The following is a 26,509-nucleotide window of genomic DNA, read 5'->3' as shown; positions in this document are numbered from 1 at the left end:
CGCCGTCCGCGTGCCACAATCACGCGCATCGACGGCCTTCTGCTTCTGACGCTGTTGCCACTGGTCGGTTTCGTGCTGCTGACCGCCGGCAACGCCTTCTTCGTCGCGGCCGAGTTCGCCCTGGTCACCGTCGACCGGGCGGAGATCGACAGGCGGGCCGACGAGGGCGACGGCCGGGCCGCCACGGTACGCCGCGCGCTGCGCGAGCTGTCCTTCCAGCTCTCCGGCGCGCAGCTCGGCATCACGCTCACCGCGCTGCTCACCGGCTACCTGGCCGAGCCCGCCCTGGCCCGCCTCTTCGCGCCGCTGCTGCACCCGTTCGGCGGCGCGGAACGCTTCACCGGCCTGCTCGCGCTGGCCCTGGCCACGCTCATCTCGATGCTCTTCGGCGAGCTGGTGCCGAAGAACCTCGCGCTGGCCCGCCCGATGCCCGCGGCGCTGGCCACGGCCGCGCCGATGCGGGCCTTCTCGCGCACCTTCGGCTGGCTGATCCGGCTGCTGAACGAGTCAGCGAACCGGCTGGTGCGCCGCCTCGGCGTGGAGCCGCAGGAGGAGCTGGCGAGCGCCCGTTCCCCGGAGGAGCTGGGCCTGCTCGCCGCCATCTCCGCCCGCGCGGGCGCGCTGCCGCCGGACACCGCGATGCTGCTGCGCCGGACCATCCGCTTCGGCGACAAGCGGGCCGCCGAGGCCATGACGCCCCGGGTCGACGTGACGGCGTTGCGCGCCACCGCGACGGTGGCCGAGCTGCTGGAGGCGTCCCGGCGGACCGGCCGGACCCGGTTCCCCGTCTACGAGGAGACGCTCGACCTGGTCACCGGTGTCGCGGGGGTGCCGGACGCGCTCGGCGTGCCGCTGGCCCGCCGGGCGGCCACCACTGTCGCCGCCGTGGCCCGGGAACCGGTGTACGTCCCGGAGAGCCTGAACCTGAACGGGGTGCTGGCCGCGCTCAAGGCCGCCGGGGCGGACCTGGCGATCGTGGTGGACGAGTACGGCGGCACCGACGGCGTGGTGACCGTGGAGGACCTGGTCGAGGAACTGGTCGGGGAGATCGCCGACGAGTTCGACCCGGACGCGCTGGACGGCTTCGGGCCGGTGGAGCTCACCGTGCCCGGGGGCGAGCGGACCGTCCTGGCCGACGGCGTGCTGCGCGCCGACGAGCTGGTCGAGCAGACCGGTTTCCGGCTGCCTGACGGGCCGTACGAGACGCTCGGCGGCTTCCTCATGGCGCGGCTCGGCCACATCCCGGTGCCGGGCGAGACGGTGGACGAGGCCGGGTACGAGTTCACCGTGGTGGAGGTCGACCGGCACCGGATCGAGCAGGTGCGGGTGGTGCGCCCCGAGGAGCCCGACGACGGTGCCTGAGTTACTCGTCGCAGTGGGCCTGCTGCTCGGCAACGGGTTCTTCGTGGGCAGTGAGTTCGCGCTGATCGCCTCCCGCCGTACGGTGATCGAACCGCTCGCGGCGACGTCGAAGCGGGCCCGGTGGGCACTGGCTGCGATGAACCAGATCCCGCTGATGATCGCCGGGGCGCAGCTCGGCATCACCGTCTGCTCGTTGGGCCTCGGCGCGATCGCCGAACCGGCGCTGGCCCAACTGCTGGAGCCCTCGTTCGCCGCGCTGGGACTGCCCGCCTCGGCGGTGCACCCGGTGGCGTTCGTCGTCGCGCTGGCGGTGGTGGTGTTCCTGCACACGGTGGTCGGCGAGATGGTGCCGAAGAACATCACGCTGGCCGGCCCGGAGCCGTCGGCGCTCTGGCTCGGCCCGGCGATGCTGGCGTTCTGCCTGGCCACCAAGCCGCTGCTGCTGGCGATGAAGTGGGCGGCGCGGCAGGTGCTGCGGTGGTGGCGGGTGGAGGCGACAGACGCCGTGAAGACCGTGTTCACCGCCGAGGAACTGGCCGGTCTGGTCTCCCAGGCGCGTACCGAGGGGTTGCTCGACGCCGAGGTGCACGCCCGGATCACCGGCGCGCTGGCCCTGCACAGCCGTACCGCCGCGGACGCGCTGCAACCCTGGTCCACGGTGACCACAGTGGCCGAGGACGTCTCACCGGCGTCGCTGGAGGTGCTGGCGACCCGTACCGGCCGGTCCCGCTTCCCGGTGGTGCAGCGGGCCACCCGCCGGGTGCTCGGGTTCGTGCACGTCAAGGACGTCCTCGGGTACGCGGGGGCGAGCCGCCGGGCGCCGGTGCCGGCCGCCGTCTACCGGCCGCTGGCGGTGGTGCCGCCGGACCGTACGCTGGCCGACCTGCTGCTCGCGATGCGCCGCGAACGCCGCCACATGGTGCTGGTCAGCGACGGGCGCCGGCCGATGGGCGTGGTCACGCTCGACGACGTATTGACGGCCATCGTCGGAAGATGAAACGAATACCCTTGGTGTGCAAACGATTGCGGAAACGTGATTGAGTAAACGGTCGCCTTGATTCCACCGGACGCCTTCCCTAATGTGAGGCACCGACCGCTGTGGGTCGTCTGCCTCGACCTTCCCTCTCGCGAGGCGCCCGGCGGTCGGTTGCAAAGGAGTCCGTGCCGGTGGCAACCACGCCCCCTCAACGTCACGCCCCGAGCGCGCCACCCGGCCGGCGGGCCGGGTTCCGACGGGTGGTTCACCGTCTGGTCACCCTGGTCGCGGCCGCCGCGGTCGGCGCCGGAATGCTGACGGCCCCGGCGCACGCGGCGCCGTCGGTGGACGAGATCGACGCGCAGATCGACAAGCAGTGGCAGCAGCTCGAACCCACCATCGAGCAGTTCAACAAGGTCCGCTCGCAGCTGCGCGCCAACCAGAAGAAGTCCAAGGCGCTGAAGGACAAGATGGTGCCGCTGGAGCTGGCCTCCACGCTCGCCATGAACAAGGTCGGCGACATCGCGGCCCGCTACTACATCCAGGGCCCGTCGCAGGAGCTGGGCGCGTTGCTGGTGAACTCCAAGCCGGGCGCGCTGGCCGAGCAGCTGGTCATGCTGGACCGGATCGCCGAGGACCAGCGCCGCCAGATCGCCGGTGTGCTCAAGGTGCGTGACGAGTACAACAAGCAGAAGGAGAAGCTCGACGCGCTGATCGCGCTGGAGATCAAGCAGCAGAACGATCTCGCGGCGAAGAAGAAGCAGATCGACGCGGAGATCAAGCGGCTGACCGCCATGCTGCCGGTCACCTCGATCCGCCCGGCGGGCTGCCCCGCCGTCGACGGTGTGGTGAGCAGCGCCGCGCGGACCGCGATCAAGACGGCGTGCGCCCAGGTCGGCGACCCGTACGTGTGGGGTGCCACCGGCCCGAACTCGTTCGACTGCTCCGGCCTCACCCAGTACGCGTACAAGGCGGCGGGCATCTCGCTCACCCACTTCACCGGCGCGCAGTGGAACGAGGGCCGCAAGGTGTCCCGCTCCGAGGCGAGACCGGGTGACCTGGTGTTCTTCGGCTCCGATCTGCACCACGTCGGGCTCTACCTCGGCAACGGCGTGATGGTGCACGCGCCACGTACCGGTAAACCGGTCCAGGTGTCGAGCATCAGCACGATGCCGATCGCCGGCTTCGTCCGGGTCGCCTGACCGTATCCCGTACCACCGAGAGGCCCCCGGTCCGTCACGGACCGGGGGCCTCTCGCCGTGCGGTGACGGGTCAGCGCGGCGCACCGACCGGGGACGGCAGGATCAGCACGTCGTCCAGGTTCACGAACATGATCCGGTGGCCGAACTGGACCTGCACGTAGCGGTTCTCGCCGCGTACCACGGTCCGGTCACCCGGGGCCGAACCGTCGAACGAGACGGCCCGGTAGTACTCGCCGGGCAGCACCCCGCCGACCGCGTACCGCTGGCCGGCGGCGAACGTGTACTGAAGCGGCGAGATGGTCTGGTACGGGATGGTGTCCGGGTAGGCGGCCTGCTCCGGGTAGGCCCGCCCGTACACCGGGATGGTGGCCTTGCCGGGCCGCGGGGTCACCACGAAGCCGGTGGCCCACTTCGCGGTCGGCGCGGAGGCCGGGTTGAGGAACCACGCCTTCTGGCCGAGATACCAGATCGCCGTCCAGTCACCCTGCCGGCCGGCGAGCGCGTACGTCTGACCGGCCGAGGCGCGGGCGCCGTGGTCGGAGATGTACATCGTGTCCGGCGTGCCGTCCGGGCGCAGCCCGAGGTCGTTGACGAGCGGGGCGTCCGGGCTCGGCGCGGTCCGCAGGATCACCGACGAGGAGCCGCGCGACGGGCACGGCTCGGCCGGCGGCCTGGGCGTCGGGACGCCCGGCGGCTGCTGGTTGCAGCCGGTGAACGCCGGCCGGTTGGTGGCGAAGTCCGGGTCGATGGTGACCAGACCGGTCCGCGCGGTGCCGGTGGTGCGGAACGGCGCCTTCATCAGGTCGAAGTAGTGCGACCAGTCCCAGTACGGTCCCGGGTCCCAGTGCATGCCGCCCACCGCGCCGGCGTTGATGCCGGGCACGTTGTCGTGGCCGATGATGTGCTGCCGGTCCATCGGGATGCCGAGCTTCAGCGCCAGGTGGCGCACCAGCTTGGCGGAGGTGCGGTACATCGCCTCGGTGTACCAGGTGCCCTGACCGGCGAAGCCCTCGTGCTCCAGGCCGATGGACTTCGCGTTGACGTACCAGTTGCCGGCGTGCCAGCCGACGTCCTTGGTCTTGATGTGCTGGGCGATGTAGCCGTCCACCGAGCGCAGCGTGTAGTGCCAGCCCAGGTAGTCGGCCCGCTTCACCAGGTCGACGCTCGGGCCGAAGTAGCCCTCGGTGTCGTGGATGACGATGTACTCGATCTTCTGCTGCTTCGGCCGGTCGCCAAGATCGTGGTTGCCGTAGTCACCCGGGTCGTCGCTGAGCTGCTCGTACGGCGCGGGGATCCACTCACAGGCCAGCCGCACCGGGCACTCCAGCCCGTCCGGCCGCTCGGCGTTACGCAAACCGAGCCGGGCCAGCCGGGAACGGTCCGGCGTCGCGGCGGTGGCGGCGAGCGTGACCCGCTGGCCGTCGTCGGTGGTCCGGCTGGCGCCCTGGCCGAGCTGGTCGTACACCTCGTCGGCGAAGGCCGCCGCGCCGTCGGTGGTGTCCGCGCCGGAGTACCGGGCCACCGCGCCGTACCAGGCCGCCGGGTCGGTGCCGGCGCCGACCGGCCCGCCCAGAGCCTTCTGGTACGACGCCAGCAGCGCCGCGCCACCGCGGATGTTCGCGGCCGGGTCGGTCCGCAGCGTCCCGGCGTCGAGCCCGGTGAGCGCGGCGGCGGCGTCGAGCGTCTGGAGCGAGGCGGGCGGCAGCGGGGCCTCCCGCTCCGGCGTGGCGGCCGTGGCCGGGTCGAGCTTCAGTGGACGGGAGTCGTCGCCGCGCGGGTCCTCGTCCTCGTCGACGTGGGCGCTGCCCGGCATGGCGAGGATGTGCGCGGCGTCGGTCAGGTGCATCGGGCCGTAGCCGCCGCTGGTGCTCGGCTGCCCGGTGTGGGTGTCCCAGCGGGACTCCAGATAGGAGACACCGAGCAGCACGTTCTGCGGGACGCCGTACTCGGCGGCCGCGGCGGCGTATTGTTGTTGCCTGTCGCTCGCGGGCGGGGACGTGTCCGGCGCGGCGGTCACCGGGCCGGTCGTCGCCAGCGCGGTGGCGGTGGCCACGGCGGCGGCGAGCAGTATCCGTCTGCCCGACGGCGGGGCGGAGAGGTGCATCGAACCTCCTGGACAGGGATGGGGGTCACTGCGTCTCCACCCTCACTCCGCACACCCGTGACGGTCAATACCTTTCCAGTAAGTAATCAGCCGTGAAAGAAAATTTCACTTCCGTCAGTGGTTCGCCGCCGGATCGCGTACGGAGTGTCACGTCGCTGGAAGTTGCGGATCGATAACGGTGGTCCCTACTCTGGTGAATCGTCGGCCGTACGTCTCACCGTCCAACCCGGTCGGTGACGGACCGGCACCGCCGAGTCGCCCGCGGGCGAGCCGGGGAACCAGGTACCTGGGGTGAATCCGCAGCGATGCGGTAGGGCGGCTCCCTTCCCGCCCGAATCCGTCAGCTAACCCGGTAGGCGGAACTGAAGAAGGAGTACGGACGCCGGTGGCACTCCATGCCCCGCGGCCGTCGTCGAGCCGGTCTGTCGACCGGTCCACGGCTGTGCCGCGTACCCGCTGGTCCCGCTTCACCACCGCCCTCGCCGCCCTGGTCGGCACCGCTGTCGTCCTGACCGGTGGCGCCACCGCGGCACACGCCGAACCCTCGGTCGCCGAGATCGAGGCCCAGATCGACCGCGACTGGAACAAGCTCGAACCGGTCATCGAACAGGTCAACGCCGTACGCGAACAGCTCGCCGCGCGGCGCGAGCAGGCCGACGCGCTCGGCCGGCAGATCGCGCCCCTCCAGGCCCGGGTGGACGCCGCGCTCGGCCAGGTCGGCGGGCTCGCCGCCGACGCCTACAAGGGCGACAACCTCTCCACCGTCAACGCGCTGCTGGGCAGCCGCTCACCGGGTGACCTGGTCAACGGCCTGGAACTGCTCGACCGCTTCGCGCACCGGCAGCACGAGCAGGTGCGCTCCGTCGCCGCGCTGCGCGACGAACTGGCGGCGAAGAAGAAGCCGCTGGACGAGATGATCGCCGGGCTGGCGCGCACCGAGGCCCAGCTCGCGGCGAAGAAGAAGCAGATCGACGCCGAGATCGCCCGGCTGCAGAAGCTGCGGCTCAAGGTGTACGGCAAGGGCGGCGGCGGCCCGCTGCGCCCGGCGCCCTGCCCGGCCGGTTACCCCGGTGGCGCGGCCGGTGCGGCGGTCAAGTTCGCCTGCGCCCAGATCGGCAAGATCTACGTCTGGGGCGCGGCCGGGCCGGACCACTTCGACTGCTCGGGCCTGACCATGGCGGCGTGGGCCAAGGGCGGCGTGTCGCTGCCGCACAACGCACGCCAGCAGCACGGCGTGACGAAGCGGATCGGCCGTGCCGAGCTGCGTGCCGGTGATCTCGTCTTCTACTACGGCGACCTGCACCACGTGGCGATGTACGTGGGCGACGGCTGGGTGGTGCACGCCTCCCAGTCGGGCAAGCCCATCACGATGAAGCGGGTCGACGACGGCGACATCAACAGCTACGGCCGGGTGTAAGGAAGGGCCCCCTCTTAACGCCTCCGGTAGAGGAGGGGGCCCTTCTTAACAACTGCGGGCGTCCGTCAGCGCGTCGGCCAGGTGCGCCAGCTCTGCCAGGACCGGCTCGGCGTCGGGCCGCGCTGCCCCTGGTAACGCGAGCCGTAGACGGCCGAGCCGTACGGGTGCTCGGCCGGCGAGGAGAGCCGGAAGATGCAGAGCTGGCCGATCTTCATGCCCGGCCAGAGCGTGATCGGCAGGTTCGCCACGTTCGACAGCTCCAGCGTGACGTGGCCGGAGAAGCCCGGGTCGATGAATCCGGCCGTCGAGTGGGTCAGCAGCCCCAGCCGCCCCAGGCTCGACTTGCCCTCCAGCCTCCCGGCGAGCTGGTCGCCCAGCGAGATCACCTCAAGCGTGGAGGCGAGCACGAACTCGCCCGGGTGCAGCACGAACGGCTGTCCCTCCGGCACCTCGACCATCGAGGTCAGGTCGTCCTGCTGCTTCGACGGGTCGATGTGTGTGTAGAGATGGTTGTTGAAGACCCGGAACAGCCGGTCCAGGCGTACGTCGATGCTCGACGGCTGCACCAGCGTCGGCTCGAAGGGCTCCAGCGCGAGCGTGCCGGCCTTGATCTCGGAGACCAGGTCGCGGTCGGAGAGCAGCATCCGAACACCATAGCGACCGGTATGGGTGACCTGCGTGTCGCACTACATCTTCGTACACGTGTTCGATAGAGTGTCCACATGGCTTCCTGGTCCGAATTCGCCGCCGACGAGCCCCGCCTCGCCGACGAGATCCGCCTCCTGATGCAGCAGTATGGGCCGGGCTTCGGCTACCTCGCCACGGTCCGCGCCGACGGCGGCCCCCGGGTCCACCCGGTCTCCCCGGTGATCACCGCCGACGGGCTCTGGTGCTTCGTCGTCGACTCGCCGAAGCGCCGCGACCTCGAACGCGACGGCCGTTATGCGCTGCACTCGTTCCCGCCGGAGGAGAGCGACGACGAGGCGTACATCGCGGGGCGCGCGCGGCAGGTGACCGACCCTGCCACGGTGACGCGGCTGGCCCGGATCGCCCGCGCGGCGCCGCAGGGCGACTGGCGGCTGTTCGAGTTCACTGTCGAGGCGGCGATGCTGACCCGGCGCGACCCGGTGGCCCAGCCCGGCGCCGCCCCGCCGCAGGTGCGGGTGTGGCTCGATCCGCGCGGGGTCGAACCGGCCCGGCGTGACCCGGTTGCCGCCGAGGGCCTTCGCGGCCGGCACGGCTTCGACACCCGCCGCCCGGCCGCCTGACCCGGCCCACGACGAACGGTGCCGGCCCGTCCGAGGACAGGGCCGGCACCGGTGTACGCGGTACGACGGTCAGGCTGCGCGGTAGGCGTTCCACGCGGTGAGCATGCGGCTCGCCTGGCCGGCGGTGAACTGGTACATGCAGGAGTCGTACGTGTAGTCCATGAAGTTGGTGATCGGGTCCTTGCCGGCGGTCGAGCAGGTGTCCCGGCCGGTCGGGCACTGGTACGCCGGGGACGCTTCGGCCGGGGTGTCGGAGACGCTGTCGCCCGAGCCGGAGCAGCCGCCCTGGAAGGTGTGGTAGAGGTTCAGCCAGTGGCCGACCTCGTGGGTGCCGGTGTCACCCTGGTTGTAGTTGGTCGCGGTGCCGCCGGGCAGCGACTCGTTGAGCACCACCACGCCGTCCATCTTGTCCAGCGTCCGCTTCGGGAACGTCGCCCAGCCCAGCAGGCTGTCGCTCAGCTCGCCCAGGTAGATGTTCAGCGTGTTCTTGCCGCCCTCACGCAGCGAGGTCTTCATCGAGCGCTCGGCGGAGGAACCCTGCACGATCGGGTACCACGACGGGTTCGTCACCCGGTTGATCTTCGTGAGCTGGAACCCGAACGCGGTGGCGGCGCCGCCGGTCGAGCCCGCGTACGACTGGTTCAGCACGGTGATCTGCTGGTTGATCATTGAGTCGGTGATGTTGCCACCGGCCCGGGTGCTGTTCTCCTGGATGACGTGCACGACGACCGGGATCGTCACGGTGGCCAGCGGGGCCACGGCGCCGGTCCGGAAGTTGGCCCGCTCGCGCTGCGCGGCGGCGAGGTCGGCCTCACGGTCACGGACCTGCTGGGCGGTCAGGTGGTTGGGGTCGAGCTTGGCGTTGCCGCCCTTCGCGACGCGGGCGTTCGCGTGCTCGTCGGCGTGGGCGTCGGCCGGCTCGGCGCAGGTGCCGGCCGGGGCGGCCGAGAAGGCCGAAGCAGCGGGGACGACGCCGACGGCGGCGGTGCTGAGCAGCAGCGCGAGGGTCGACGTCGCGACACCGGCGGTACGCCGGGTCAGCAGGTTGGGACGGAGTCCCATGGGCCCACCTCTTTCTGACGGCGTGCCAGGGGGTGTGTCACGCCGGTTCGGAAACGTGGGGCAGACGTTACATCCCATCGACGCATTTGAGAACGCCCATACGTTTCCGACGTGCAACTTCGCGCGTGGGGGGTACCTGGGTGCACGGGCGTGGTGACCTCAGGTAGAGTGATGCCGCCTGCGGGTGTAGTTCAATGGCAGAACATCAGCTTCCCAAGCTGACAGTGCGGGTTCGATTCCCGTCACCCGCTCCAACGTGAGGCCCCAGCTCAGGACGTGTTTCCTGGCTGGGGCCTCAGTCGTTCCTACTGCTTCTTGCGCTGGCCGTACCGGTCACGGCCCTTCTTGATCTGTTCGCTGAGCCCGCTCGCCGCAGTCGCCCAGGTTCAGTGCGGCGATGAGTTGCGGGTCGTGGCCGGGTCTACCGGTTGACGGAGCGGCAACCGGAGGAGCAGACCCATGGGCAAGTTGATCGCGACCGAGTTCCTGACCCTCGACGGCGTGGCGCAGGCGCCCGGCGAGCCCGACGAGGACCGTGAGGGCGGCTTCAGTCACGGCGGCTGGCAGATGCCGCTGCTCGACGAGGCGTCCGGCGCGGCGATGTTCCAGCAGGCGAGCGGCATGGACGCGCTGCTGCTGGGCCGCAAGACGTACGACATCTTCGCCGGCTACTGGCCGAAGGCACCAGCGGACATCCCCTTCACCGGCCTGCTGAACGGCGTACCGAAGTACGTGGCCAGCCGTACGCTCGCCGAGCCGCTGACCTGGGCGAACTCGACTCTGGTGGACGGTGACCTGGCCGAGCGCGTCGCCGAGATGAAGGACCGTCACGCGGAGGTCCACGTGATCGGCAGCCTGGACCTGATGCGGTCGCTGCTGCGCCACGGCCTCGTCGACCGGCTCAACCTGTGGCTGTACCCGGTGGTGCTCGGCACCGGCAAGCGCCTGTTCGGCGAGGGGACGGTGCCGACCGCGCTGCGGCTCACCGAGTCGGTCATCCATGCCCACGGCGCGCTGCGACTGACGTACGAGCCGGTCGGCGCGCCCACCTACGGGGACGCGGCCGCGTAGGGCGCGTCAAGGGCGAGGACGTGCCGGTCTCCGATGCGGGAGACCTTCTATGCCGTGTTCGCGCCGGACGGGAGCCGGTAGCGACGCCGCTGTGGCTCCGGCGTCGCCCCCACGGTCGGCGGATCGACTGCCACAATGCGGCGTGCGTTCACGTCTGCGGATGATCAGGGTGACGACCACGCCGGTCCAGGTGCGGGAGACGGCCACCGTCGACCTGCCCACCAGTGCGGAGGCGGCCTTCGACTTCATGTGGGACCCGGCGTCGTCAGTGGTGCTGCACGATTCAGTGGAGCTCGGCGTCACGCTGCCCGGCCCGAAGGGAGTCGGCGAGATCCAGGCGTTCGTGCGCCGGACCCCCATGGGCCGGATGGGCGACATCCTGGAGGTCGTCGAGATGGAGCCGGGTCGTCGTGCCGTCACCCGTACCCTCATGGCTGCCTGCCCCGGCGGTGCCGAGCTCACAGTCGTGCCGCTCGGACCTGACTCGTGCCGTCTCACCCAGGCGCTCTGGGTGGAGCTTCCGGCGGGCATGCCGGTGGGGACCGGAGCGCGGGTGCGCCACGAGTACCGGACGCACCTGGCGGACCTGACACGAGGGCTCGCGGCCTGGGCCGCTCACGCGCCCCGGGTCGCCGGCCCTTAACGATCGGGCCGCTCGCGGAGGTCTAGTACGTGCCGCAGGCCGGGCTCCCCGTCGAGATCCACCTCGCAGTCGGACACCGCGCCGTCGAGCACGAACCCGGCACGCCGGAGCACCGCCAGCGAGGCCGGGTTCGCCAGCGCCGCCGAGGCGACCAGCCGGCGCAGGCCGTACTCGGTGCGGGCCAGTTCGCAGACGCGCCGTACGCCCTCACTCGCGAGCCCGCGCCCGGCGGCGCGCTCGGCCACCCGGTAGCCCAGCTCGGCGCTGCCGCCTGCGACGTCGACCAGGTTGAACCGCCCGAGCACGGTGCCGTGGTCGCCGACCAGTACGTGGAAGTGGCAGGTGCCGCGTTCCTGCTCGTCCAGCAGGGCCGCGTGCCGGGCGGCGTACCCGGTGAAGTAGTCGTCGCCCCGGTCGGGGACGTACCGGGCGAAGTACGCCCGGTTCTCCCGCTCGAACCGCAGCACGGCGGGTGCGTGGTGGGCGGCGAGTCGTTCCAGCTGCGGCATCGGGCCAGGTTAGGCGTCGGCCGGGTAGGAGCGCAGTTCGATTGTGTTGCCGTCCGGGTCGCTGACGTAGATCGAGGTGCCGGTGCCGCGCGCGCCGAAGCGCGGTACCGGGCCGGTCAGCACGGTGAACACGCCGGAGTCGACCACCCGCTGCCAGTCGACCGGCTCGACCACCAGGCAGAAATGGTCCACGTTGGACCCGATCGGGTCGCCCTTGATCAGGTCGATGATGGTGCCGGCGTCGACGCGTACGGACGGGAACGGCACCTCGCCGGCCCGCCACCTGTCGACCCGCACCGGGGCCAGGCCGAGCGTGCCGCAGTAGAAGCCGAGGGAGCGCTCGACGTCGCTCACCGAAAGCACGAGGTGATCGAATCCGGTCACCGTCACGAGATGGTTCTGCATGCCGTCAACCCTGGTCCGCCGGGTGAGCCGGGCCAAGCCCGTTCCGGACTACGATCGTTGACCCGCAGGCAACGACGGAGGTGCCCGGTGCTGGAGCGGTACGAGGTCGAGACGTTCCTGACCCTGGCCGAGGAACTGCACTTCGGGCGGACCGCCGCGCGGCTGCGGGTGAGCACCGGCCGGGTCAGCCACGTGGTGCGCAAGCTGGAACGCCGGATCGGCGCGCCGCTGTTCGAGCGCACCAGCCGGGTCGTCCGGCTCACCCCGATCGGCGCCCGCCTGGCCGAGGAGATGCGCCCACTGGTCGCAGGCATCGAGGCGGCGGTGCGGCGGGCCGTGGATGCCGGGCGCGGGCTGACCGGTGAGCTGCGGGTGGCGTACGTCGGCGAGTCGACGGCACCCGTGCTGCTGCGCGCGGTGGCCCTGTTCACCGAGCGTCACCCGGACTGCGAGGTGCGCGTGCACGAGGCGCCCCTGGCCAGCACCCGGTCGAGCCTGATGGACGGCACGATCGACGTGCTGATCGCCTCGTACCCCTTCGACGGCATGGCGAACGGCCCGGTGCTGGTGCGCGAGGGCCGGGTGCTCGCGGTGCCCGCCGATCACCCGCTGGCCCGCGAGGAGTCGGTGTCGCTGGAGGTGCTGGGTGACCATCCGGTGGTGCGGTACCCGGCGGTGACCTCGGCCGCGTTCAAACAGGACCGCACGCCGGACCGCACCCCGTCCGGCCGTCCGGTGCCGAAGGGTCCGGCAGGTGGCAGCTTCTCCGAGATGCTGGCGCTCGTCGCGCTGGGGCGCGGGGTGCTGCCGGTGGGCGAGCAGGCCCGCCAGTTCTACGCCCGCCCGGACGTGGCCTACGTGCCGATCCACGACGCGCCGCCGATCTGTCGCGGTCCGGTGTGGCCGGCCGGGAACACCACCTCCCGGGTACGCGAGTTCGTCCGCGCGGCTGCCGACGCCAACCCGCTGCCGGAGGACTGACGTCGCACCCGGCTGGCAGCATCGGCGGGATGCGGGACGAGATCCGGGCACTGGTCGAGGAACTGACACCTGGCGACGAGCAGGAGGCGCGGCACCGGGAGGCGGCGCTGACCTGGCTCGCCGCCACGGAGGACATCTTCCGCCGGGCCAAGCCGCGTACGCCGTCGCCGCATCTGGTCGCGTACTTCCTGCTCCGCGACTCGGCCGACGGCGCGGTGCTGCTGGTCGACCACCGTCTCGCGGGCATGTGGCTGCCGAGCGGCGGTCACGTCGAGCCCGGCGAGCACCCGGCCGACACGGTGCGCCGCGAGTTGCGGGAGGAGTTGGGCGTGGCGGCGGTCTTCGCGCCGCCGTTCGGCGAGCGCCCGGCGTTCCTGACCGTCACCGAGACGGTCGGCCCGCCGGAGCAGCGGCACACCGACGTGAGCCTCTGGTACGTGCTGTCCGCTCACCGTGACCAGCGGTTCACGCCCGATCCGGTGGAGTTCGCCGGCATCCGCTGGTGGACGCCGGCCGAGGTGACCGAGGCGCCGGCCGGCACGATCGAGCCGCACCTGGGCCGGGTGCTGACCAAACTGGCGGCAGCGACGCCTTGACCCGTCCCCCGCGGCAAGGCCCAGCGTGGTCGGTGCCGGTCGCGGTGACCGGCACGAGGAGCGCGAGGGAGGCACGGTGCGACTGCTGACCATCGGCGCGTTCGCCCGCGCGACCGGCCTGAGCGCCAAGGCGCTGCGCATCTACGACGACTGCGGGCTGCTGCCCCCGGCCGCGGTGGACCCGCACTCGGGCTACCGCTACTACGCGCCGGAGCAGGCGGACCGGGCGCGGCTGATCGCCGGGCTGCGCCGGGCCGGGATGCCGCTGGCGGAGATCCGTACCGTCTGCGGTCTGCCGCCCGCTGCCGCCGCCGAGGCGCTCGACGCCTGGTGGCGGCGGGTCAGCGCGGACACCGCGGCGCGCGGCCGGGCCGTCGCGCTCCTCGTCGGCACGCTCAGCGAGAGGGGCACCACCATGTCCGAGACCACCTTCCGGTACGCGACGCGCTGCGAGACCGGCGCGGTCCGCGACTCCAACGAGGACACCGCGTACGCGAGCACGGCGCTGCTCGCGGTCGCCGACGGCGTACGCGGTCCCGCCGGGTCCACTGCCAGTGCGGCGGCGGTGGACGCGCTGCGGCCGCTGGAGCAGGCCGACGCGCCGCAGGCCGATCTGCTCGCCGCGCTGGCCGACGCGGTGAGCCGGGCCGATCAGGCGGTACGCGCGCACGCCACCGACGCCGACCAGCCCGCCACCACGCTCACCGCGCTCGTGCGGCGCGGCACCCGGCTCGCGCTCGCGCACGTCGGGGACAGCCGGGCGTACCTGCTGCGCGGCGGCGAGCTGTCCCGGCTCACCCAGGACCACACGTACGTGCAGACGCTCGTCGACCAGGGGCGGCTCACCCCGGCGGAGGCCCTGGCGCATCCGCGGCGGGCGCTGCTGGCCCGGGCGCTCGGCGTGGGCGGGGAGGTGGAGGCGGATCTGGCGCTGCGTACCGCGCTGCCCGGTGACCGCTACCTGCTCTGCTCCGACGGCCTGTCCGCGGTGGTGGAGCCGGGTGCGCTGCACGCCGCGCTGACCGAGGCGGGCGATCCGGAGACCGCCGTCGAGCGCCTGGTCGAGCTGGCGTACGCGGCCGGCGCGCCGGACAACATCGCCTGCGTGGTCGCCGACCTGGCGGCGTGATCCCCGCGACCCGGGTCGGACTGTCCGACCCGGGTCGTACCCTGGCGCTCATGCGAATCGGCATCGTGATCCTGCCCGACCAGCGCTGGTCGGAAGCGCGCCGGCGGTGGGCGCAGGTGGACGAGTGGGGCTTCGACCACGCCTGGACCTACGACCACCTGGGCTGGCGTGACCTGGTCGACGGGCCGTGGTTCGACTCGTGGACGACGCTCACGGCGGCGGCCGGCGTGACGTCCCGGGTGAAGCTGGGGACGCTCGTGGCCTCGCCGAACTTCCGGCACCCGGCGGCGTTCGCCCGGCAGGTCACGGCGCTCGACGACGTGTCCGGCGGCCGGGTGCTGCTCGGCCTCGGCGCGGGCGGCATCGGCTTCGACTCGGCGGTGCTCGGCGGCGAGACGCTGCCCCCACGGCAGCGCGTCGACCGGTTCGCCGAGTTCACCGAGCTGCTCGACGCGATCCTGCGGGAGGACGGCACGACCTGGCGCGGGGAGTGGTTCACCGCTGTGGACGCCCGCAACAACCCGGGGTGCGTCCAGCGGCCCCGGGTGCCGTTCGTGGTCGCCGCGAACGGTCCCCGTTCGATGCGGCTGGTCGCCCGGTTCGGGCAGGGCTGGGTGACCACCGGGCTCGGCGGCGACGACATCGAGGCGTGGTGGGGCACCGTGGCGGAGCTGTCCGACCGGATGACGCGGACGCTGGAGCAGGCCGGCCGTGACCCGGCGACGCTCGACCGCTATCTGTCGCTCGACTCGGCGCCGGTGTTCTCGCTGACCAGCGCCGACTTCCTCGCCGAGCAGGTCGGGCGGGCGGCCCGGCTGGGCTTCACCGATGTGGTGACGCACTGGCCCCGGGCCAGCAGCTGGTACGCGGGCGACGAGGCAGTGCTGGTGGAGGCGGCGGCGCTGCTGCCCGAGCTGCGCCGGGCCGGTTAGGTGCCGACGCCGCCTTCGGTGGAGACGAGCCGGAACCGGAGGCAGACGACGGCTGTGTCGTCGGTGACCGGCGTGCCCTGCCGGGCCCAGTAGGCGGCGTGGCCCTCGCGCCACTCCTCGATCGACCGGTCGCCCTCGCCCTCGGCGCGGGCGAAGTCCCACGGCACGTCGGCGAAGCGCACCACCCCGACGCCTGTCACCTCGATCACGGCGACGAACCGGTCGTCGTCGTCGACGAGCACCTGCCGCTCGCCGACGGTCTCCAGTTCCTCGCCCTCCTCGTCGTACTCCCGCACGAGACCGGCGGTGGCGGTCTTCACGCCGGAGAGCACGAGGGTGTTGAGCCGGGTACGCAGCTCGCCGGGCGTGCCGAGGGCGAGTGCGCGCAATCCACCGATGCGGGGCCACATGCCGCCGACGCTACGGCACCGTACCGCCGGCCCTCACCCGGTTTCCCGGCGTCTCACGGCAGGTCGTCGCCGGTGAGCAGGGCCCGCAGCCTCAGCCGCCCGGCCACCTCGGGTGGGCAGGTCGCCACGAGCGCGGCTGCGCCGATCAGGTCGGCTCCGGCGTCCGCGACGACCCGGCGCAGCGCGTCCAGTTGCGCGCCGGTGTCGACCCAGTCGTCGACCAGCAGCACACGGTCGCCGGGGCCGAGCCGCCTCCCGGCCACGCCGACCCGCAGCCGCCGTCCCCGGTAGTCGGGGGGTGTGTCGGCCCAGCGCGTCGGCCCGGGCCGGCGTCGCCCGCCACCGTCCTTGTACGCGGGCAGGAAACCCGCGTCGGCGGCGACCGCGACGAGCGGGCCGAGCAGCAGCCCGGTCACCTCCGGCGCGATCACGACGGTCGGACTGGTGCCCGGGAACAGCCCGGCCAGGGCCGGCCCGACCTGGGCCAGCACCTCCGGGTCACGCCACCAGCCGGAGATGTCGCTGACCAGGTGGGTGCTGCCCGGCCCGGGGTCGATCCACCGGAACAGCTCGACCAGGCGACGAGTCAGCACGGGTTCCATCCTGGCGGATCGGTGGGCCGTTCGGCCGATCGACTCTGGCGTGATCGGCTACACGTACCAGGGTAAATGCGGGCATAGCGCCATGATCACGTTGACTTCGGAAGTGCTTCTCTCGTTACGGTCCGGGCCGGTTTGTTCAGTTGACGAAAGGACCGGGCCGGTGGCTGCTAGGCACCTTCGTACCCGCAAGTTCTCCTCGCCCGCCGCCATCGCCGCGACCGCCGCGGTCGGTGTGGCCCTCGCGGTCGGCGGCACCGTCGGCGCCGTGCGGCTCACCGCCGGCGAGCCGCCGGCCGAGCCGGTCGCGGTCGAGGCCCTGCCCAGCACTCCCGCCCCCACCTCGGCCGCCCCCTCGCCGAGCGCGTCTGCCTCGCCGAGCGCGAGCCTCAGCCCGTCGCCGAAGGCCACCCCGAGCCCGAAGGTGAGCCGTACCCAGGCGGCCTCCCGGAGCAAGCCCCGCACCACCGCGCCGTCGCCGACGGCGAAGAAGACGAGCGGCCCGAAGGTCGTGGACAGCGGCTCCTGCGGCGCCTCCTTCTACGCCGAGGGCCAGATGACGGCGAACGGCGAGACGTTCAACCCGAACGCGCTCACCGCGGCGCACAAGACGCTGCCGTTCAACACGAAGGTCCGGGTCACCAACCCGGCCAACGGCAAGTCGGTGGTGGTGCGGATCAACGACCGCGGCCCGTTCATCGACGGACGGTGCCTGGACCTGTCCCGCGCCGCGTTCGCGACCATCGCCGCTACCGGCCTCGGCCACGTGAACGTCCGGTACGAGGTGCTGGGCTGACCGGCCACTCGGGCAGAACTTCCACAACCGACGGGCCAGGTTCATTCTCCCGCTCACATCCATCAGGCATGCTGTCCGATGTACGCACGCAACCCTTCCAGCCGGGCCGCGGCCCGCTGAGTCCCGGATCCCGCGCCGGCCTCGGCGCGGCCCTCGCGCTGCTCGCGATCGTGGTGGCGGTGGAGCTGGCCGACGGCCGCCCGGCGCACTACCTCGCGCTGATGGTCGTCGCGCCGTTCCTCGCGGCGGCGCTGGCGTCCTGGCGGGTGGTGCTCGCGGTGGGCGGCCTGGCCACCGCCATCGGGATCGCCTTCGCCTTCGCCGAACGGGGTAGCCCGCTGGTGACAGTCGTCAACGTGACGGCGGTCGGGGCGGCCACCGCGATCGCGGCGGCCACGGCGGCGATACGCCAGCGCCAGGCGGAGCGGATCGCGGAGCTGACCCGGCTCGCCTCGGTCGCCCAGCAGGCGGTGCTGAGACCGCTCGGACCGCAGGTCGGCACGCTGGCGGTGGCGGCGCGGTACATCTCCTCCACCGCTACCGCCGAGATCGGCGGCGACCTGTACGAGGTGATGGACACCCCGTACGGCGTCCGCATGATCATCGGTGACGTACGCGGGAAGGGGCTGGACGCGGTCCGCCTGGCCAGCATCGTGCTCGGCTCGTACCGGCACGTCGCGTACGAGCGGGCCGACCTGCGCGCGGTGGTGACCGACCTGGACCGCGCGGTGGCCCGCAACGTCGGCGACGAGGACTTCGTCACCGCGGCCCTGGTCGAGGAGCGCGGCGGCACGCTGACCATCGTCAACTGCGGGCACCCGCCACCGCTGCTGCTGCGCCGGGGCGCGGTGATCCCGTTGGAGCCGCCCGCGCCCGCGCCGCCGCTCGGGTTCATGCCCGTGGTCCGGCCCCGGGTGGAGCGGCTGGAGCCGGGTGACCGGCTGCTGCTGTTCACCGACGGGCTAGGTGAGGCACGCCGGGACGGCGAGTTCTTCCCCACCGCCGACCGGGCCTGGCGGCTGCTCGGCCACGGCACCGTCGCCGACGGGCTGGCCTCGCTGGAGACCGCCCTGGTCGAGTGGGTGCACGGGCGGCTCGACGACGACATCGCGCTGGTCCTGATGGAGTACGTCGGCCCGCGCAGCGCCCCCGCCGCGGCGGTGCCGAGCTGGGAGGTCGGCGCCGCCGACGGATGAACGGGAAGTGTGTAATCGCTGTCACTTCCGAGATCCGCTTGTCGTTGCCTACCGGCGAGTAATACAGTCTGGAGTTACTGATCGGTAACACCTGTCCGGAAGCGGGGCCAGCGAGCATGACCCACTACAAGAGCAATGTGCGGGACCTCGAGTTCAACCTGTTCGAGGTATTCGGGGCGGACCGGACGCTCGGCCAGGCCCCGTTCACGGACCTGGACGTCGACACCGCCCGCAGCTTCCTCGGTGAGGTCGACCGCCTCGCCCGCGAGGACCTGGCTGCCAGCTACTCGGACAGCGACCGCAACCCGCCGGTCTTCGACCCGGCGACGTTCACCGCGCCGCTGCCGGAGTCGTTCAAGAAGTCGTACAAGGCGTTCATGGACTCCGAGTTCTGGCGCCTGGACCTGCCGGAGTCCCTGGGCGGCACCAACGCCCCGCGCGCCCTCTGGTGGTCGCTCGCCGAGCTGGTGCTCGGTGCCAACGCACCGATCTGGATGTACGCCTCCGGCCCGTCCTTCGCCCACGTGCTGCACGTCGAGGGCACCGAGGAGCAGAAGAAGTGGGCCCGGCTGTTCATCGACAAGCAGTGGGGCTCGACCATGGTCCTCACCGAGCCGGACGCCGGCTCGGACGTGGGCGCCGGCCGTACCCGCGCGATCCAGCAGCCGGACGGCTCGTGGCACATCGAGGGCGTGAAGCGCTTCATCACCTCCGGTGAGCACGACCTGAGCGACAACATCGTCCACTACGTGCTGGCCCGTCCGGTCGGCGTCGAGGGCGTCGGCGGCCCCGGCACCAAGGGCCTGTCGCTGTTCGTCGTGCCGAAGTACCACTTCGACCCCGAGACCGGCGAGCTGGGCGAGCGCAACGGCGTCTACGCCACGAACGTCGAGCACAAGATGGGCCTGAAGGTCTCGAACACCTGCGAGGTGACCTTCGGCGAGCACGGCGTACCGGCCAAGGGCTGGCTGCTGGGCGAGAAGCACGACGGCATCCGCCAGATGTTCATGATCATCGAGTACGCCCGGATGCTGGTCGGCACCAAGGCGATCGCCACGCTCTCCACCGGCTACCTCAACGCGCTGGAGTACGCCAAGAACCGGGTGCAGGGCGCCGACCTCACCCAGATGGCCGACAAGACCGCGCCGCGGGTGACCATCACCCACCACCCGGACGTGCGCCGCTCGCTGCTGCTGCAGAAGTCGTACGCCGAGGGCCTGCGCGCGCTCGTCTGCTACACCGCGACCTGGCAGGACAAGGTCTCGATCGCCGAGGCGGCCGGTGACGAGAAGGCCACCAAGCTGGCCAAGCGGGTGAACGACCTGCTGCTGCCGCTGGTCAAGGGCGTCGGCTCGGAGCGGGCGTACGAGCTGCTCGGCCACGAGGCGCTGCAGACCTACGGCGGTTCCGGCTTCCTCCAGGACTACCCGCTGGAGCAGTACGTCCGGGACGCCAAGATCGACACCCTGTACGAGGGCACCACCGCGATCCAGAGCCTCGACCTGATCTTCCGGAAGATCGTCCGGGACAACGGCAAGGCCCTGATGGCGGTCGCCGCCGAGATCCAGGAGCACATCGCCTCCGAGGCCGGCAACGGCCAGCTCAAGGAGGAGCGTCAGGCGCTCGGCAAGGCGCTCGCCGAGATCCAGAACATCCTCGGCGTGATGACCGGCTGGCTGGGCGAGGCCCAGGGCGGCGACACCCGGGCGCTCTACAAGGTCGGCCTGAGCAGCCGCCGGTTCCTGCTGGCGATCGGCGACCTGGTGGTCGGCTGGCTCCTGCAGAAGCAGGCGGACGTGGCGCTGAAGGCGCTGGCCGGCGAGGTCTCCGCCGCCGACAAGTCCTTCTACACCGGCAAGGTCGCCGCCGCCCGGTTCTTCGCCCGCGAGGTGCTGCCCCGCATCGGCGCCGACCGGCGGATCATCGAGGGCACCGACCTGGAGATCATGGACCTCCCGGAGGACGTCTTCTGAGCCCTTCCGGGGGCTTTCACCCCTGAAGCGTCACTCTCCCCCTCATGACGACGGCCGGCGGGCACCAGCCCGCCGGCCGTCGTCGTGCGCGCGCCAGGGGGGTGGATAGGCGGCCCGGTGGCGGGTAACCGTCGCGGACCACGACCGAGTACGCCCAAGGCCATCGCACGGGGGAGTGCAGCGCACATGGGCATTGGTAGCGCCATCTTTCTCATCGCGCTCGGCGCGATCATGACCTTCGCCATCCGGGCCAACGTCTGGTGGATCGACCTGCGTGCGGTCGGCTGGGTCTTCATCCTGGCCGGGCTGGGCGTCCTGCTGACGACGCTGTGGTTCTGGCAGGACCGCCGCAAGCGGGCCCGCACGCTCATCGTGGAGGAGAACCGGCTGTCGCATCCGACAGCGATGATGCCGCCGCCGCCCGACCCGCCGCCGCCGACCGCCCCGCCGTCCTGACGCGTCTCAGCGGCCGATCCGGTCCAGCTCGGCGAGGTCGTCGGCGGAGAGGGCCAGGCCGGCGCCGGCGATGTTCTCGCGCAGGTGCGCGACGGACTTGGTGCCGGGGATCAGCAGGATGTTCGGCGAGCGCCGCAGCAGCCAGGCGAGGGCGACGCCCATCGGCGTCGCCCCCAGGCGCTCGGCCACCGCCGACAGCGCCGAGGACTGCAACGGGGTGAACCCGCCGAGCGGGAAGAACGGCACGTAGGCGACACCCTGCCGGGCCAGCTCGTCGATCAGGTCGTCGTCGTCGCGGTGGGCCAGGTTGTACCGGTTCTGCACGCAGACGATCGGTGCGATGGTCTGTGCCTCGGCGACCTGTTCCGGCGTCACGTTGCTCAGGCCGAGGTGGCGGATCACGCCCTCCTGCTGGAGCGCGACGAGCGTCTCCAGCGCCTCGGCGAGCGAGCCGGGCTGCGGCCCCGTGGCGTCGCCGAGCCGCAGGTTGACCAGGCCGAGCGCGTCCACGCCCAGCGTCTCCAGGTTCTCCCGGACCTGCCGGCGCAGGCTCTCCGGATCCCGGGCCGTGGGCCAGCCGCCCTGCTCGTCCCGGTCCGCGCCGACCTTCGTGACGACGTGCAGCGATTCCGGGTACGGGTGCAGCGCCTCCCGGATCAGCCGGTTGGTGACGTGCGGCCCGTAGGCCGCGCTGGTGTCGATGTGGGTGATGCCGAGCGCGACCGCCTCGCGCAGCACCGCCAGGGCGCCGTCGTGGTCGGCAGGTGGTCCCATGACCCAGGGGCCGGCGAGTTGCATCGCGCCGTAGCCGAACCGGGTGACGGTCAGGTCGCCGAGCGTCCAGGTGCCGCCGGGAAGGGTGGTGGGGGCCATGATGCGTGTACCTCTGGCTCTCGTGGTCGTCACTGGCTCCGCCGGGTGGCGATGCCGGTCTCCACTATCGGGGTGTAACTTCCTGTTGGGAAGTACGCACCTGAAGGTGTGTAGCTCACCGGACGGCAGGAGCAGGCATGAGCAAGGCGGAGTACGACACGTTCGTGGCACAGTGCCCCAGCCGGCAACTGCTCGACCGGATCGCCGACAAGTGGGTCACGTTGGTGCTGGCCGCGTTGCGCAGCGACGGCTCGCACCGGTTCGGGGCCGACTGCGCCGGTGAGCCGCGCCCGATGCGCTACTCGGAGCTGTCCCGCACGCTCGCGGGCGTCAGCCAGAAGATGCTCACCCAGACGCTGCGCAACCTGGAACGCGACGGCCTGGTCACCCGTACCGTCGAGCCCACGGTGCCGGTGACGGTCACCTACGAGCTGACCGCGCTCGGGCTGTCGCTGCACGAGACGATCCGGGGCCTGAAGCTCTGGGCGGAGACGCACATGGACGACGTGCTCGCCAACCGGGAGGCCTACGACAGCCGGGTCTGAGTCGTACCGTTCAGGCGCGGGCGGTGTGCCGGGCGGTGAGTGGCGCGCCTCCCGGGGCCAGGTCGGCCCACCCGGTCGTCGGCAGGTGCACCACGAGATCCGTGGTACGCAGCCCGTCCGGGTCCGCCCGCTGCGGGTCGAGCAACGCCGAGAGCAGCGAGACGCCCGGGTTGTGGGCCACGAGCAGCACCGTGCCGGCGGTCGGGTCGACCGTCCGCAGCAGATCCAGCAACTGGGCCGGGTGCGCGTCGTACGCGGTCGTCTCGTACCGCACCGCCGGGAGCGGTCCCGCCGGGCCGCCCTCCGGCGGTGAGCCGGTCATGCCCGTCGCCACGTCGTGCCAGGTCTGCCGGGTACGCCGGGCCGGTGAGCAGAGCACCACGTCGGGAAGCAGCCCCTGCCGGGCGAGCCAGGCGCCGGCCACCGCCGCGTCGGCGTGTCCCCGCGCGGTGAGCGACCGCTCCGCGTCCGGACCGTTCGCGGACTGCTCGGCCTTCGCGTGCCGCAGCAGCACCAGCGTCCGCTGCCCGTTCCTGCCGTCCGTCATACCGCCCAGCTTGCCTGATTGACGATCAAAGCGCCTGGGTATGTCGATGGGTGCCGCTACCTCATCCATGGCCGCGGCGGGCAGGAAACGCCAGCAGGACGCCAAGGAGGCGACGTCATGGGCATCGGTGCCAGCATCTTTCTCATCGCGCTCGGCGCGATCTTCGCGTTCGCCGTGGACGCCGACCTGGGGTGGCTGAACCTCAACGTGGTGGGCTGGGTGCTCATGCTCGCCGGGGTCGCCGGCCTGCTCACCACGCTCTACTTCTGGAACAGCCGCCGCCGGGTGGTGGCCGCCCCGGTGCGCGAGCAGGTGGTCGCCGAGCCGGTGGTGCCGGTGCGCGACGACCGCGTCGTGCGCGAGGAGTACCGCGAGGTGCGCCGTCCGGGCTCGGGCTACCCGGCCTGACCCCCCGAGAACCCGAGGGCCCCGCAACGGCGCGGGGCCCTCGCGCATGCCCGGGGAGCCGCGCCGGTGACGCGGCCCGGCTCAGGCGAACAGGGCGAAGTAGATCGCGATGTGGTGGCAGATCGCCGCGACGAGCGTGCAGGCGTGGAAGAACTCGTGGTGCCCGAAGACGGTGGGCCACGGATTCGGCCGGCGCAGCGCGTAGAACACCGCGCCCACGCTGTAGATCGCGCCGCCCACGCTCAGCAGCACCAGCGCGGTGACGCCGCCTTCGCGCAGGATCTGCGGCAGCATGGCCACCGCGACCCAGCCGAGCGCCAGGTAGAGCGGGGCGGACACCCAGCGCGGCGCGTGCGGCCAGATCAGCTTGACCGCCACGCCGGCGATCGCGCCACCCCAGACCAGGCTCAGCATGATCGTGGCCTGCCGGGTGTCCAGCAGCAGCGCGCAGAACGGTGTGTAGGTGCCGGCGATGAACACGAAGATCATCGAATGGTCCATCCGGCGCATGATCTGGTAGCCGCGTTCGGACCAGACCCGCCGGTGGTAGAGCGCGCTGGTGCCGAACAACCCGCACACGGTGAAGCTGTAGATCAGGCAGCTCACCAGCGGCGCCCAACCGGGACGACCGGCGGCGATCGAACAGAGCACGATGCCGCAGACGAGAGCGGCGAAGAACGCGTACGCGTGCAGCCAGCCGCGCATACGCGGCTTCCCGATGTCGGCCGGCCGGAGCCGGAACGGTGCGGAGGTCGTCACCTCAATAGGTTACGACGGCGTAGGTTACTTGCAAGTAGTGTGGACCGTCACCTCACCCGACGGGAGGATGACCGGATGCGGATCCGGCCGGTCGGGGCGTACGCCCTGCTCCTCGACTGTGACGACGCGGCCCAGGCGCAGGCGTGGCGGGCCGAGCTGTGGCACCGGCGCGAAGCGGGCGAGCTGACCGCCACCGAGATCGTCCCCGGCGCGGTCACCGTGCTGCTCGACGGCGTACCGGACCCGGAGGCGACCGCAGCCCGGATCGCCCGCTGGCACCCCCGCGCCACCGGCTCCGGCACGGCCGCCGCCGAGGTCCGGGTGCCGGTCGTGTACGACGGCGAGGACCTCCCACTGGTCGCGGAACACTGGCACGTCGACGTGCCGGCCGTCGCCGACCGGCTCCGGCGCACCGAGTTCCGGGTCGCGTTCTGCGGGTTCGCGCCCGGATTCGCGTACCTGACCGGGCTGCCGCCCGAGCTGGCGGTGCCCCGGCTCGCCACGCCGCGTACCCGGGTGCCGGCCGGCTCGGTCGCGCTCGCCGGCCCGTACGCGGGCATCTACCCCACCGCGTCCCCCGGTGGCTGGCTGCTCGTCGGCCGCACCGACCTGCCGCTGTTCGACGTGCACGCCGACCCGCCCGCCCGGCTCACCCCCGGCACCCGGGTCCGGCTGGTCGACGCCCCGTGATCGAGGTGCTGCGGGCCGGGGCGCTCACCACCGTCCAGGACCAGGGCCGCCCCGGGTGGGCGCACCTCGGCGTCCCCCGCTCCGGCGCCCTCGACCCGGCCGCCCTGCGCCTGGCCAACCGGCTCGCCGGCAACGACGAACGCGCCGCCGGCCTGGAGATCACCATGACCGGCTGCGTACTGCGGTTCACCCGGGCCGTCGCCGTCGCGCTCACCGGCGCCCCGGCCGACGTGACCGTCGAGTGGCGGGCCGGGGACACACAACCGCGCCCGGGGGACGTGGGACGGGCGCTCTCGCTCCCGGCGGGCGCGGTGCTGCGCGTCGGACCGGCCCGCGCCGGGGTGCGGACCTGGTTGGCGGTCAGCGGCGGGATCGCCGTCGAGCCGGTGCTCGGCAGCCGCGCCACCGACACGCTCTCCGGCCTCGGGCCGCCGCCGCTGCGCGACGGGGACCGGCTGCCGCTCGGCACCCCGGCCGGTCCACCCGCACCCGTCGACCTCGCCGTCACCGGGCCGGTCCCCGACGAACTGCGGCTGGCCGTGCGCCCCGGGCCCCGGCAGGACTGGTTCACCCCCGAGGCGCTCGACCTGCTGTGCCGCGCCGCGTACACGATGAGCCCGGACAGCAACCGGGTCGGCGCGCGACTGGCCGGCGCGGCGCTGCCCCGCGCGGCCGCCGGTGAACTGCCCAGCGAGGGTCTGGTGCTCGGCGCGGTGCAGGTGCCGCCGGACGGCCGGCCGCTGGTCTTCCTGGCCGACCACCCCACCACCGGGGGGTACCCGGTCATCGGGGTGGTGGACGACGTGACAGCGCTCGCCCAGGCCCGGCCAGGCACTACGGTGACGTTCCATGGACCTCAACGCTGACCTGGGCGAGGGATTCGGAAGCTGGCGGCTGGGCGACGACCACGCGCTGCTCGACCTGATCAGCTCCGCGAACGTCGCCTGCGGCTTCCACGCCGGTGACGCGGCCACCATGCACCGGGTCTGTGCCGGCGCCGCCGAACGCGGCGTCGCGGTGGGCGCGCAGGTCGGGTACCGGGACCTCGCCGGCTTCGGCCGGCGGCACATCGCGTACGACTTCGCCGAGCTGCGCGACGAGACGATCTACCAGCTCGGGGCGCTCGACGCCTTCTGCCGGCTGTACCGCACCCGGGTCCGCTACCTCAAACCGCACGGCGCGCTCTACCACGCGGCAGCCCGCGACGAGGGCCAGGCCGCCGCGCTGGTGGCGGCGATCAGCGGGTACGACCACGAGCTGCCGGTGCTCTGCCAGCCCGGCACCGTGCTGGCCCAGTTGGCGGCCGGCGCGGGCCTGCGCGTGGTGGCCGAGGGCTTCGCCGACCGCAACTACCTGCCAAACGGCACGCTGGTGCCGCGCGGCTCACCGGACGCGCTGGTGACCGACCCGGAGCAGGTGGCCGCCCGGGCGGTACGGATGGCCGTCGAGCAGACCCTGGTCGCTGTGGACGGCACGGTGATCCCCTGCCCGGTCGAGTCGATCTGCCTGCACGGGGACACGCCGGGGGCGGTGCGGTGCGCGGAACTCGTGCGGGCCGCGCTCGTCGACGCGGGGGTCACGCCCACTCCGTTCGCGTGAA

30 protein-coding genes, 1 tRNA gene and 1 riboswitch are annotated in these 26,509 nt (G+C 72.3%); of the genes, 21 read left to right on the top strand and 10 right to left on the bottom strand.

All coding sequences use genetic code 11. The annotated features are described in order from the left end of the window. The first annotated feature begins 54 nt into the window (after nt 1-54). The 3 genes from ACGFIA_RS24830 to ACGFIA_RS24820 all read left to right on the top strand — a co-directional run bounded on the left by ACGFIA_RS24830 (nt 55) and on the right by ACGFIA_RS24820 (nt 3,540). Nucleotides 55-1,362, top strand: a complete 1,308-nt coding sequence (locus ACGFIA_RS24830) for a hemolysin family protein (RefSeq protein ID WP_357385296.1) — start codon at nt 55-57, stop codon at nt 1,360-1,362. Beyond that, nucleotides 1,355-2,359, top strand: coding sequence for a hemolysin family protein (locus ACGFIA_RS24825; protein ID WP_357468544.1), 1,005 nt, complete (start codon nt 1,355-1,357; stop codon nt 2,357-2,359). The genes ACGFIA_RS24830 and ACGFIA_RS24825 overlap by 8 nt, the downstream gene beginning before the upstream one ends. A 170-nt stretch (nt 2,360-2,529) precedes the next feature. After that, nucleotides 2,530-3,540 carry a C40 family peptidase gene (locus ACGFIA_RS24820; RefSeq protein WP_393262354.1) on the top strand — a complete coding sequence of 337 codons (1,011 nt, stop codon included), beginning with the start codon at nt 2,530-2,532 and terminating at the stop codon, nt 3,538-3,540. A gap of 70 nt (nt 3,541-3,610) precedes the next feature. Here the strand turns inward: ACGFIA_RS24820 and ACGFIA_RS24815 are convergent, their stop codons facing one another. Next, nucleotides 3,611-5,644, bottom strand: a complete 2,034-nt coding sequence (locus tag ACGFIA_RS24815) for a peptidoglycan recognition family protein (RefSeq protein ID WP_357468536.1) — start codon at nt 5,642-5,644, stop codon at nt 3,611-3,613. A 238-nt stretch (nt 5,645-5,882) separates the two neighbouring features. Then, nucleotides 5,883-6,018: riboswitch (cyclic di-AMP (ydaO/yuaA leader) on the top strand. An 11-nt stretch (nt 6,019-6,029) separates the two neighbouring features. On the opposite strand from ACGFIA_RS24815, the gene ACGFIA_RS24810 reads away from it, so the two are divergent. Continuing rightward, on the top strand, nt 6,030-7,061 hold the full coding sequence (locus ACGFIA_RS24810) for an NlpC/P60 family protein (RefSeq protein ID WP_357468533.1): 1,032 nt from the start codon (nt 6,030-6,032) through the stop codon (nt 7,059-7,061). A gap of 65 nt (nt 7,062-7,126) precedes the next feature. Here ACGFIA_RS24810 and dcd read toward each other — a convergent pair whose 3' ends face one another. After that, nucleotides 7,127-7,705 carry a dCTP deaminase gene (gene dcd, locus ACGFIA_RS24805; RefSeq protein ID WP_354866296.1) on the bottom strand — a complete coding sequence of 193 codons (579 nt, stop codon included), beginning with the start codon at nt 7,703-7,705 and terminating at the stop codon, nt 7,127-7,129. A 78-nt stretch (nt 7,706-7,783) separates the two neighbouring features. Between dcd and ACGFIA_RS24800 the strand changes: the two genes are divergently transcribed. Then, nucleotides 7,784-8,329, top strand: coding sequence for a pyridoxamine 5'-phosphate oxidase family protein (locus ACGFIA_RS24800; RefSeq protein ID WP_357468530.1), 546 nt, complete (start codon nt 7,784-7,786; stop codon nt 8,327-8,329). 69 nt (nt 8,330-8,398) lie between these two features. On the opposite strand, the gene ACGFIA_RS24795 is transcribed toward ACGFIA_RS24800, so the two are convergent. Continuing rightward, nucleotides 8,399-9,391: a zinc metalloprotease gene (locus tag ACGFIA_RS24795; RefSeq protein WP_357385284.1), complete on the bottom strand. Its 993-nt coding sequence runs from the start codon at nt 9,389-9,391 to the stop codon at nt 8,399-8,401. Between the two features lie 180 nt (nt 9,392-9,571). Here ACGFIA_RS24795 and ACGFIA_RS24790 point away from each other — a divergent pair. The 3 genes from ACGFIA_RS24790 to ACGFIA_RS24780 all read left to right on the top strand — a co-directional run bounded on the left by ACGFIA_RS24790 (nt 9,572) and on the right by ACGFIA_RS24780 (nt 11,105). Next, nucleotides 9,572-9,645, top strand: a tRNA-Gly gene (locus ACGFIA_RS24790). A 205-nt stretch (nt 9,646-9,850) separates the two neighbouring features. Beyond that, nucleotides 9,851-10,462 (top strand): dihydrofolate reductase family protein, encoded by a 612-nt coding sequence (locus tag ACGFIA_RS24785; protein ID WP_357468525.1) that lies wholly within the window; start codon nt 9,851-9,853, stop codon nt 10,460-10,462. Between the two features lie 160 nt (nt 10,463-10,622). Further along, a complete protein-coding gene (locus ACGFIA_RS24780) occupies nt 10,623-11,105 on the top strand; it encodes an SRPBCC family protein (RefSeq protein ID WP_357468522.1) in 483 nt (160 codons plus the stop codon). Here the strand turns inward: ACGFIA_RS24780 and ACGFIA_RS24775 are convergent. After that, nucleotides 11,102-11,614, bottom strand: a complete 513-nt coding sequence (locus ACGFIA_RS24775; RefSeq protein ID WP_357468519.1) for a GNAT family N-acetyltransferase — start codon at nt 11,612-11,614, stop codon at nt 11,102-11,104. The two genes, ACGFIA_RS24780 and ACGFIA_RS24775, sit on opposite strands and share 4 nt — an antisense overlap. A 9-nt stretch (nt 11,615-11,623) precedes the next feature. Continuing rightward, nucleotides 11,624-12,019 carry a VOC family protein gene (locus ACGFIA_RS24770; RefSeq protein WP_357468516.1) on the bottom strand — a complete coding sequence of 132 codons (396 nt, stop codon included), beginning with the start codon at nt 12,017-12,019 and terminating at the stop codon, nt 11,624-11,626. Between the two features lie 87 nt (nt 12,020-12,106). Here ACGFIA_RS24770 and ACGFIA_RS24765 point away from each other — a divergent pair, with 87 nt between their 5' ends. The 4 genes from ACGFIA_RS24765 to ACGFIA_RS24750 all read left to right on the top strand — a co-directional run bounded on the left by ACGFIA_RS24765 (nt 12,107) and on the right by ACGFIA_RS24750 (nt 15,657). After that, complete coding sequence (locus ACGFIA_RS24765; RefSeq protein ID WP_357468513.1) at nt 12,107-13,000, top strand: LysR substrate-binding domain-containing protein; 894 nt, start codon at nt 12,107-12,109, stop codon at nt 12,998-13,000. 29 nt (nt 13,001-13,029) lie between these two features. After that, entirely contained in the window at nt 13,030-13,596 is a 567-nt protein-coding gene (locus tag ACGFIA_RS24760; RefSeq protein ID WP_357468510.1) for an NUDIX domain-containing protein, read from the top strand. Between the two features lie 76 nt (nt 13,597-13,672). After that, the gene (locus tag ACGFIA_RS24755) at nt 13,673-14,725 is read left to right on the top strand and encodes a MerR family transcriptional regulator (RefSeq protein ID WP_357468507.1); all 1,053 of its coding nucleotides are present in this window, start codon (nt 13,673-13,675) and stop codon (nt 14,723-14,725) included. 50 nt (nt 14,726-14,775) lie between these two features. Further along, a complete protein-coding gene (locus tag ACGFIA_RS24750) occupies nt 14,776-15,657 on the top strand; it encodes an LLM class flavin-dependent oxidoreductase (protein ID WP_357385266.1) in 882 nt (293 codons plus the stop codon). Here the strand turns inward: ACGFIA_RS24750 and ACGFIA_RS24745 are convergent. Beyond that, nucleotides 15,654-16,067 (bottom strand): ASCH domain-containing protein, encoded by a 414-nt coding sequence (locus ACGFIA_RS24745; protein WP_357385264.1) that lies wholly within the window; start codon nt 16,065-16,067, stop codon nt 15,654-15,656. The two genes, ACGFIA_RS24750 and ACGFIA_RS24745, sit on opposite strands and share 4 nt — an antisense overlap. Nucleotides 16,068-16,120: 53 nt before the next feature. Beyond that, complete coding sequence (locus ACGFIA_RS24740) at nt 16,121-16,669, bottom strand: phosphoribosyltransferase (protein WP_393262344.1); 549 nt, start codon at nt 16,667-16,669, stop codon at nt 16,121-16,123. A gap of 160 nt (nt 16,670-16,829) precedes the next feature. On the opposite strand from ACGFIA_RS24740, the gene ACGFIA_RS24735 reads away from it, so the two are divergent. The 4 genes from ACGFIA_RS24735 (at nt 16,830) to ACGFIA_RS24720 (ending at nt 21,087) form a co-directional block, all read left to right on the top strand. Further along, nucleotides 16,830-17,462 (top strand): septal ring lytic transglycosylase RlpA family protein, encoded by a 633-nt coding sequence (locus ACGFIA_RS24735; RefSeq protein WP_393262341.1) that lies wholly within the window; start codon nt 16,830-16,832, stop codon nt 17,460-17,462. A gap of 68 nt (nt 17,463-17,530) precedes the next feature. Next, a complete protein-coding gene (locus ACGFIA_RS24730; RefSeq protein WP_357385258.1) occupies nt 17,531-18,658 on the top strand; it encodes a PP2C family protein-serine/threonine phosphatase in 1,128 nt (375 codons plus the stop codon). Between the two features lie 116 nt (nt 18,659-18,774). Then, nucleotides 18,775-20,631, top strand: a complete 1,857-nt coding sequence (locus ACGFIA_RS24725; RefSeq protein ID WP_393262338.1) for an acyl-CoA dehydrogenase — start codon at nt 18,775-18,777, stop codon at nt 20,629-20,631. A 186-nt stretch (nt 20,632-20,817) separates the two neighbouring features. Further along, complete coding sequence (locus ACGFIA_RS24720; RefSeq protein WP_013283345.1) at nt 20,818-21,087, top strand: DUF6458 family protein; 270 nt, start codon at nt 20,818-20,820, stop codon at nt 21,085-21,087. A gap of 6 nt (nt 21,088-21,093) precedes the next feature. On the opposite strand, the gene ACGFIA_RS24715 is transcribed toward ACGFIA_RS24720, so the two are convergent. Continuing rightward, complete coding sequence (locus ACGFIA_RS24715; RefSeq protein WP_393262335.1) at nt 21,094-21,960, bottom strand: aldo/keto reductase family oxidoreductase; 867 nt, start codon at nt 21,958-21,960, stop codon at nt 21,094-21,096. Nucleotides 21,961-22,097: 137 nt separating this feature from the next. Here ACGFIA_RS24715 and ACGFIA_RS24710 point away from each other — a divergent pair, with 137 nt between their 5' ends. Next, nucleotides 22,098-22,505, top strand: a complete 408-nt coding sequence (locus ACGFIA_RS24710) for a winged helix-turn-helix transcriptional regulator (RefSeq protein WP_393262332.1) — start codon at nt 22,098-22,100, stop codon at nt 22,503-22,505. A 10-nt stretch (nt 22,506-22,515) separates the two neighbouring features. On the opposite strand, the gene ACGFIA_RS24705 is transcribed toward ACGFIA_RS24710, so the two are convergent. Then, nucleotides 22,516-23,052: a histidine phosphatase family protein gene (locus ACGFIA_RS24705; RefSeq protein ID WP_357385250.1), complete on the bottom strand. Its 537-nt coding sequence runs from the start codon at nt 23,050-23,052 to the stop codon at nt 22,516-22,518. A 117-nt stretch (nt 23,053-23,169) separates the two neighbouring features. Here ACGFIA_RS24705 and ACGFIA_RS24700 point away from each other — a divergent pair, with 117 nt between their 5' ends. Beyond that, nucleotides 23,170-23,460, top strand: a complete 291-nt coding sequence (locus ACGFIA_RS24700) for a DUF6458 family protein (RefSeq protein WP_318331784.1) — start codon at nt 23,170-23,172, stop codon at nt 23,458-23,460. 81 nt (nt 23,461-23,541) lie between these two features. Here ACGFIA_RS24700 and ACGFIA_RS24695 read toward each other — a convergent pair whose 3' ends face one another. Next, nucleotides 23,542-24,219: a hemolysin III family protein gene (locus ACGFIA_RS24695; protein ID WP_393262328.1), complete on the bottom strand. Its 678-nt coding sequence runs from the start codon at nt 24,217-24,219 to the stop codon at nt 23,542-23,544. A gap of 75 nt (nt 24,220-24,294) precedes the next feature. Between ACGFIA_RS24695 and ACGFIA_RS24690 the strand changes: the two genes are divergently transcribed. The 3 genes from ACGFIA_RS24690 to ACGFIA_RS24680 are packed head-to-tail and all read left to right on the top strand — an operon-like array spanning nt 24,295 to nt 26,508. Continuing rightward, the gene (locus ACGFIA_RS24690; protein ID WP_393262326.1) at nt 24,295-24,909 is read left to right on the top strand and encodes an allophanate hydrolase subunit 1; all 615 of its coding nucleotides are present in this window, start codon (nt 24,295-24,297) and stop codon (nt 24,907-24,909) included. Then, nucleotides 24,906-25,775: a biotin-dependent carboxyltransferase family protein gene (locus tag ACGFIA_RS24685; RefSeq protein WP_393262323.1), complete on the top strand. Its 870-nt coding sequence runs from the start codon at nt 24,906-24,908 to the stop codon at nt 25,773-25,775. Before ACGFIA_RS24690 ends, ACGFIA_RS24685 begins: the two co-directional genes overlap by 4 nt. Next, on the top strand, nt 25,759-26,508 hold the full coding sequence (locus ACGFIA_RS24680; protein ID WP_357468490.1) for a 5-oxoprolinase subunit PxpA: 750 nt from the start codon (nt 25,759-25,761) through the stop codon (nt 26,506-26,508). The genes ACGFIA_RS24685 and ACGFIA_RS24680 overlap by 17 nt, the downstream gene beginning before the upstream one ends. Nucleotide 26,509 lies beyond the last annotated feature (1 nt).

Source organism: Micromonospora sp. NPDC049203 (assembly GCF_043197215.1).
In the GTDB taxonomy this organism is placed as follows: domain Bacteria; phylum Actinomycetota; class Actinomycetes; order Mycobacteriales; family Micromonosporaceae; genus Micromonospora.
Note: the sequence above shows the minus strand (reverse complement) of the source record. Positions and strands in the feature narration are given on the sequence as shown.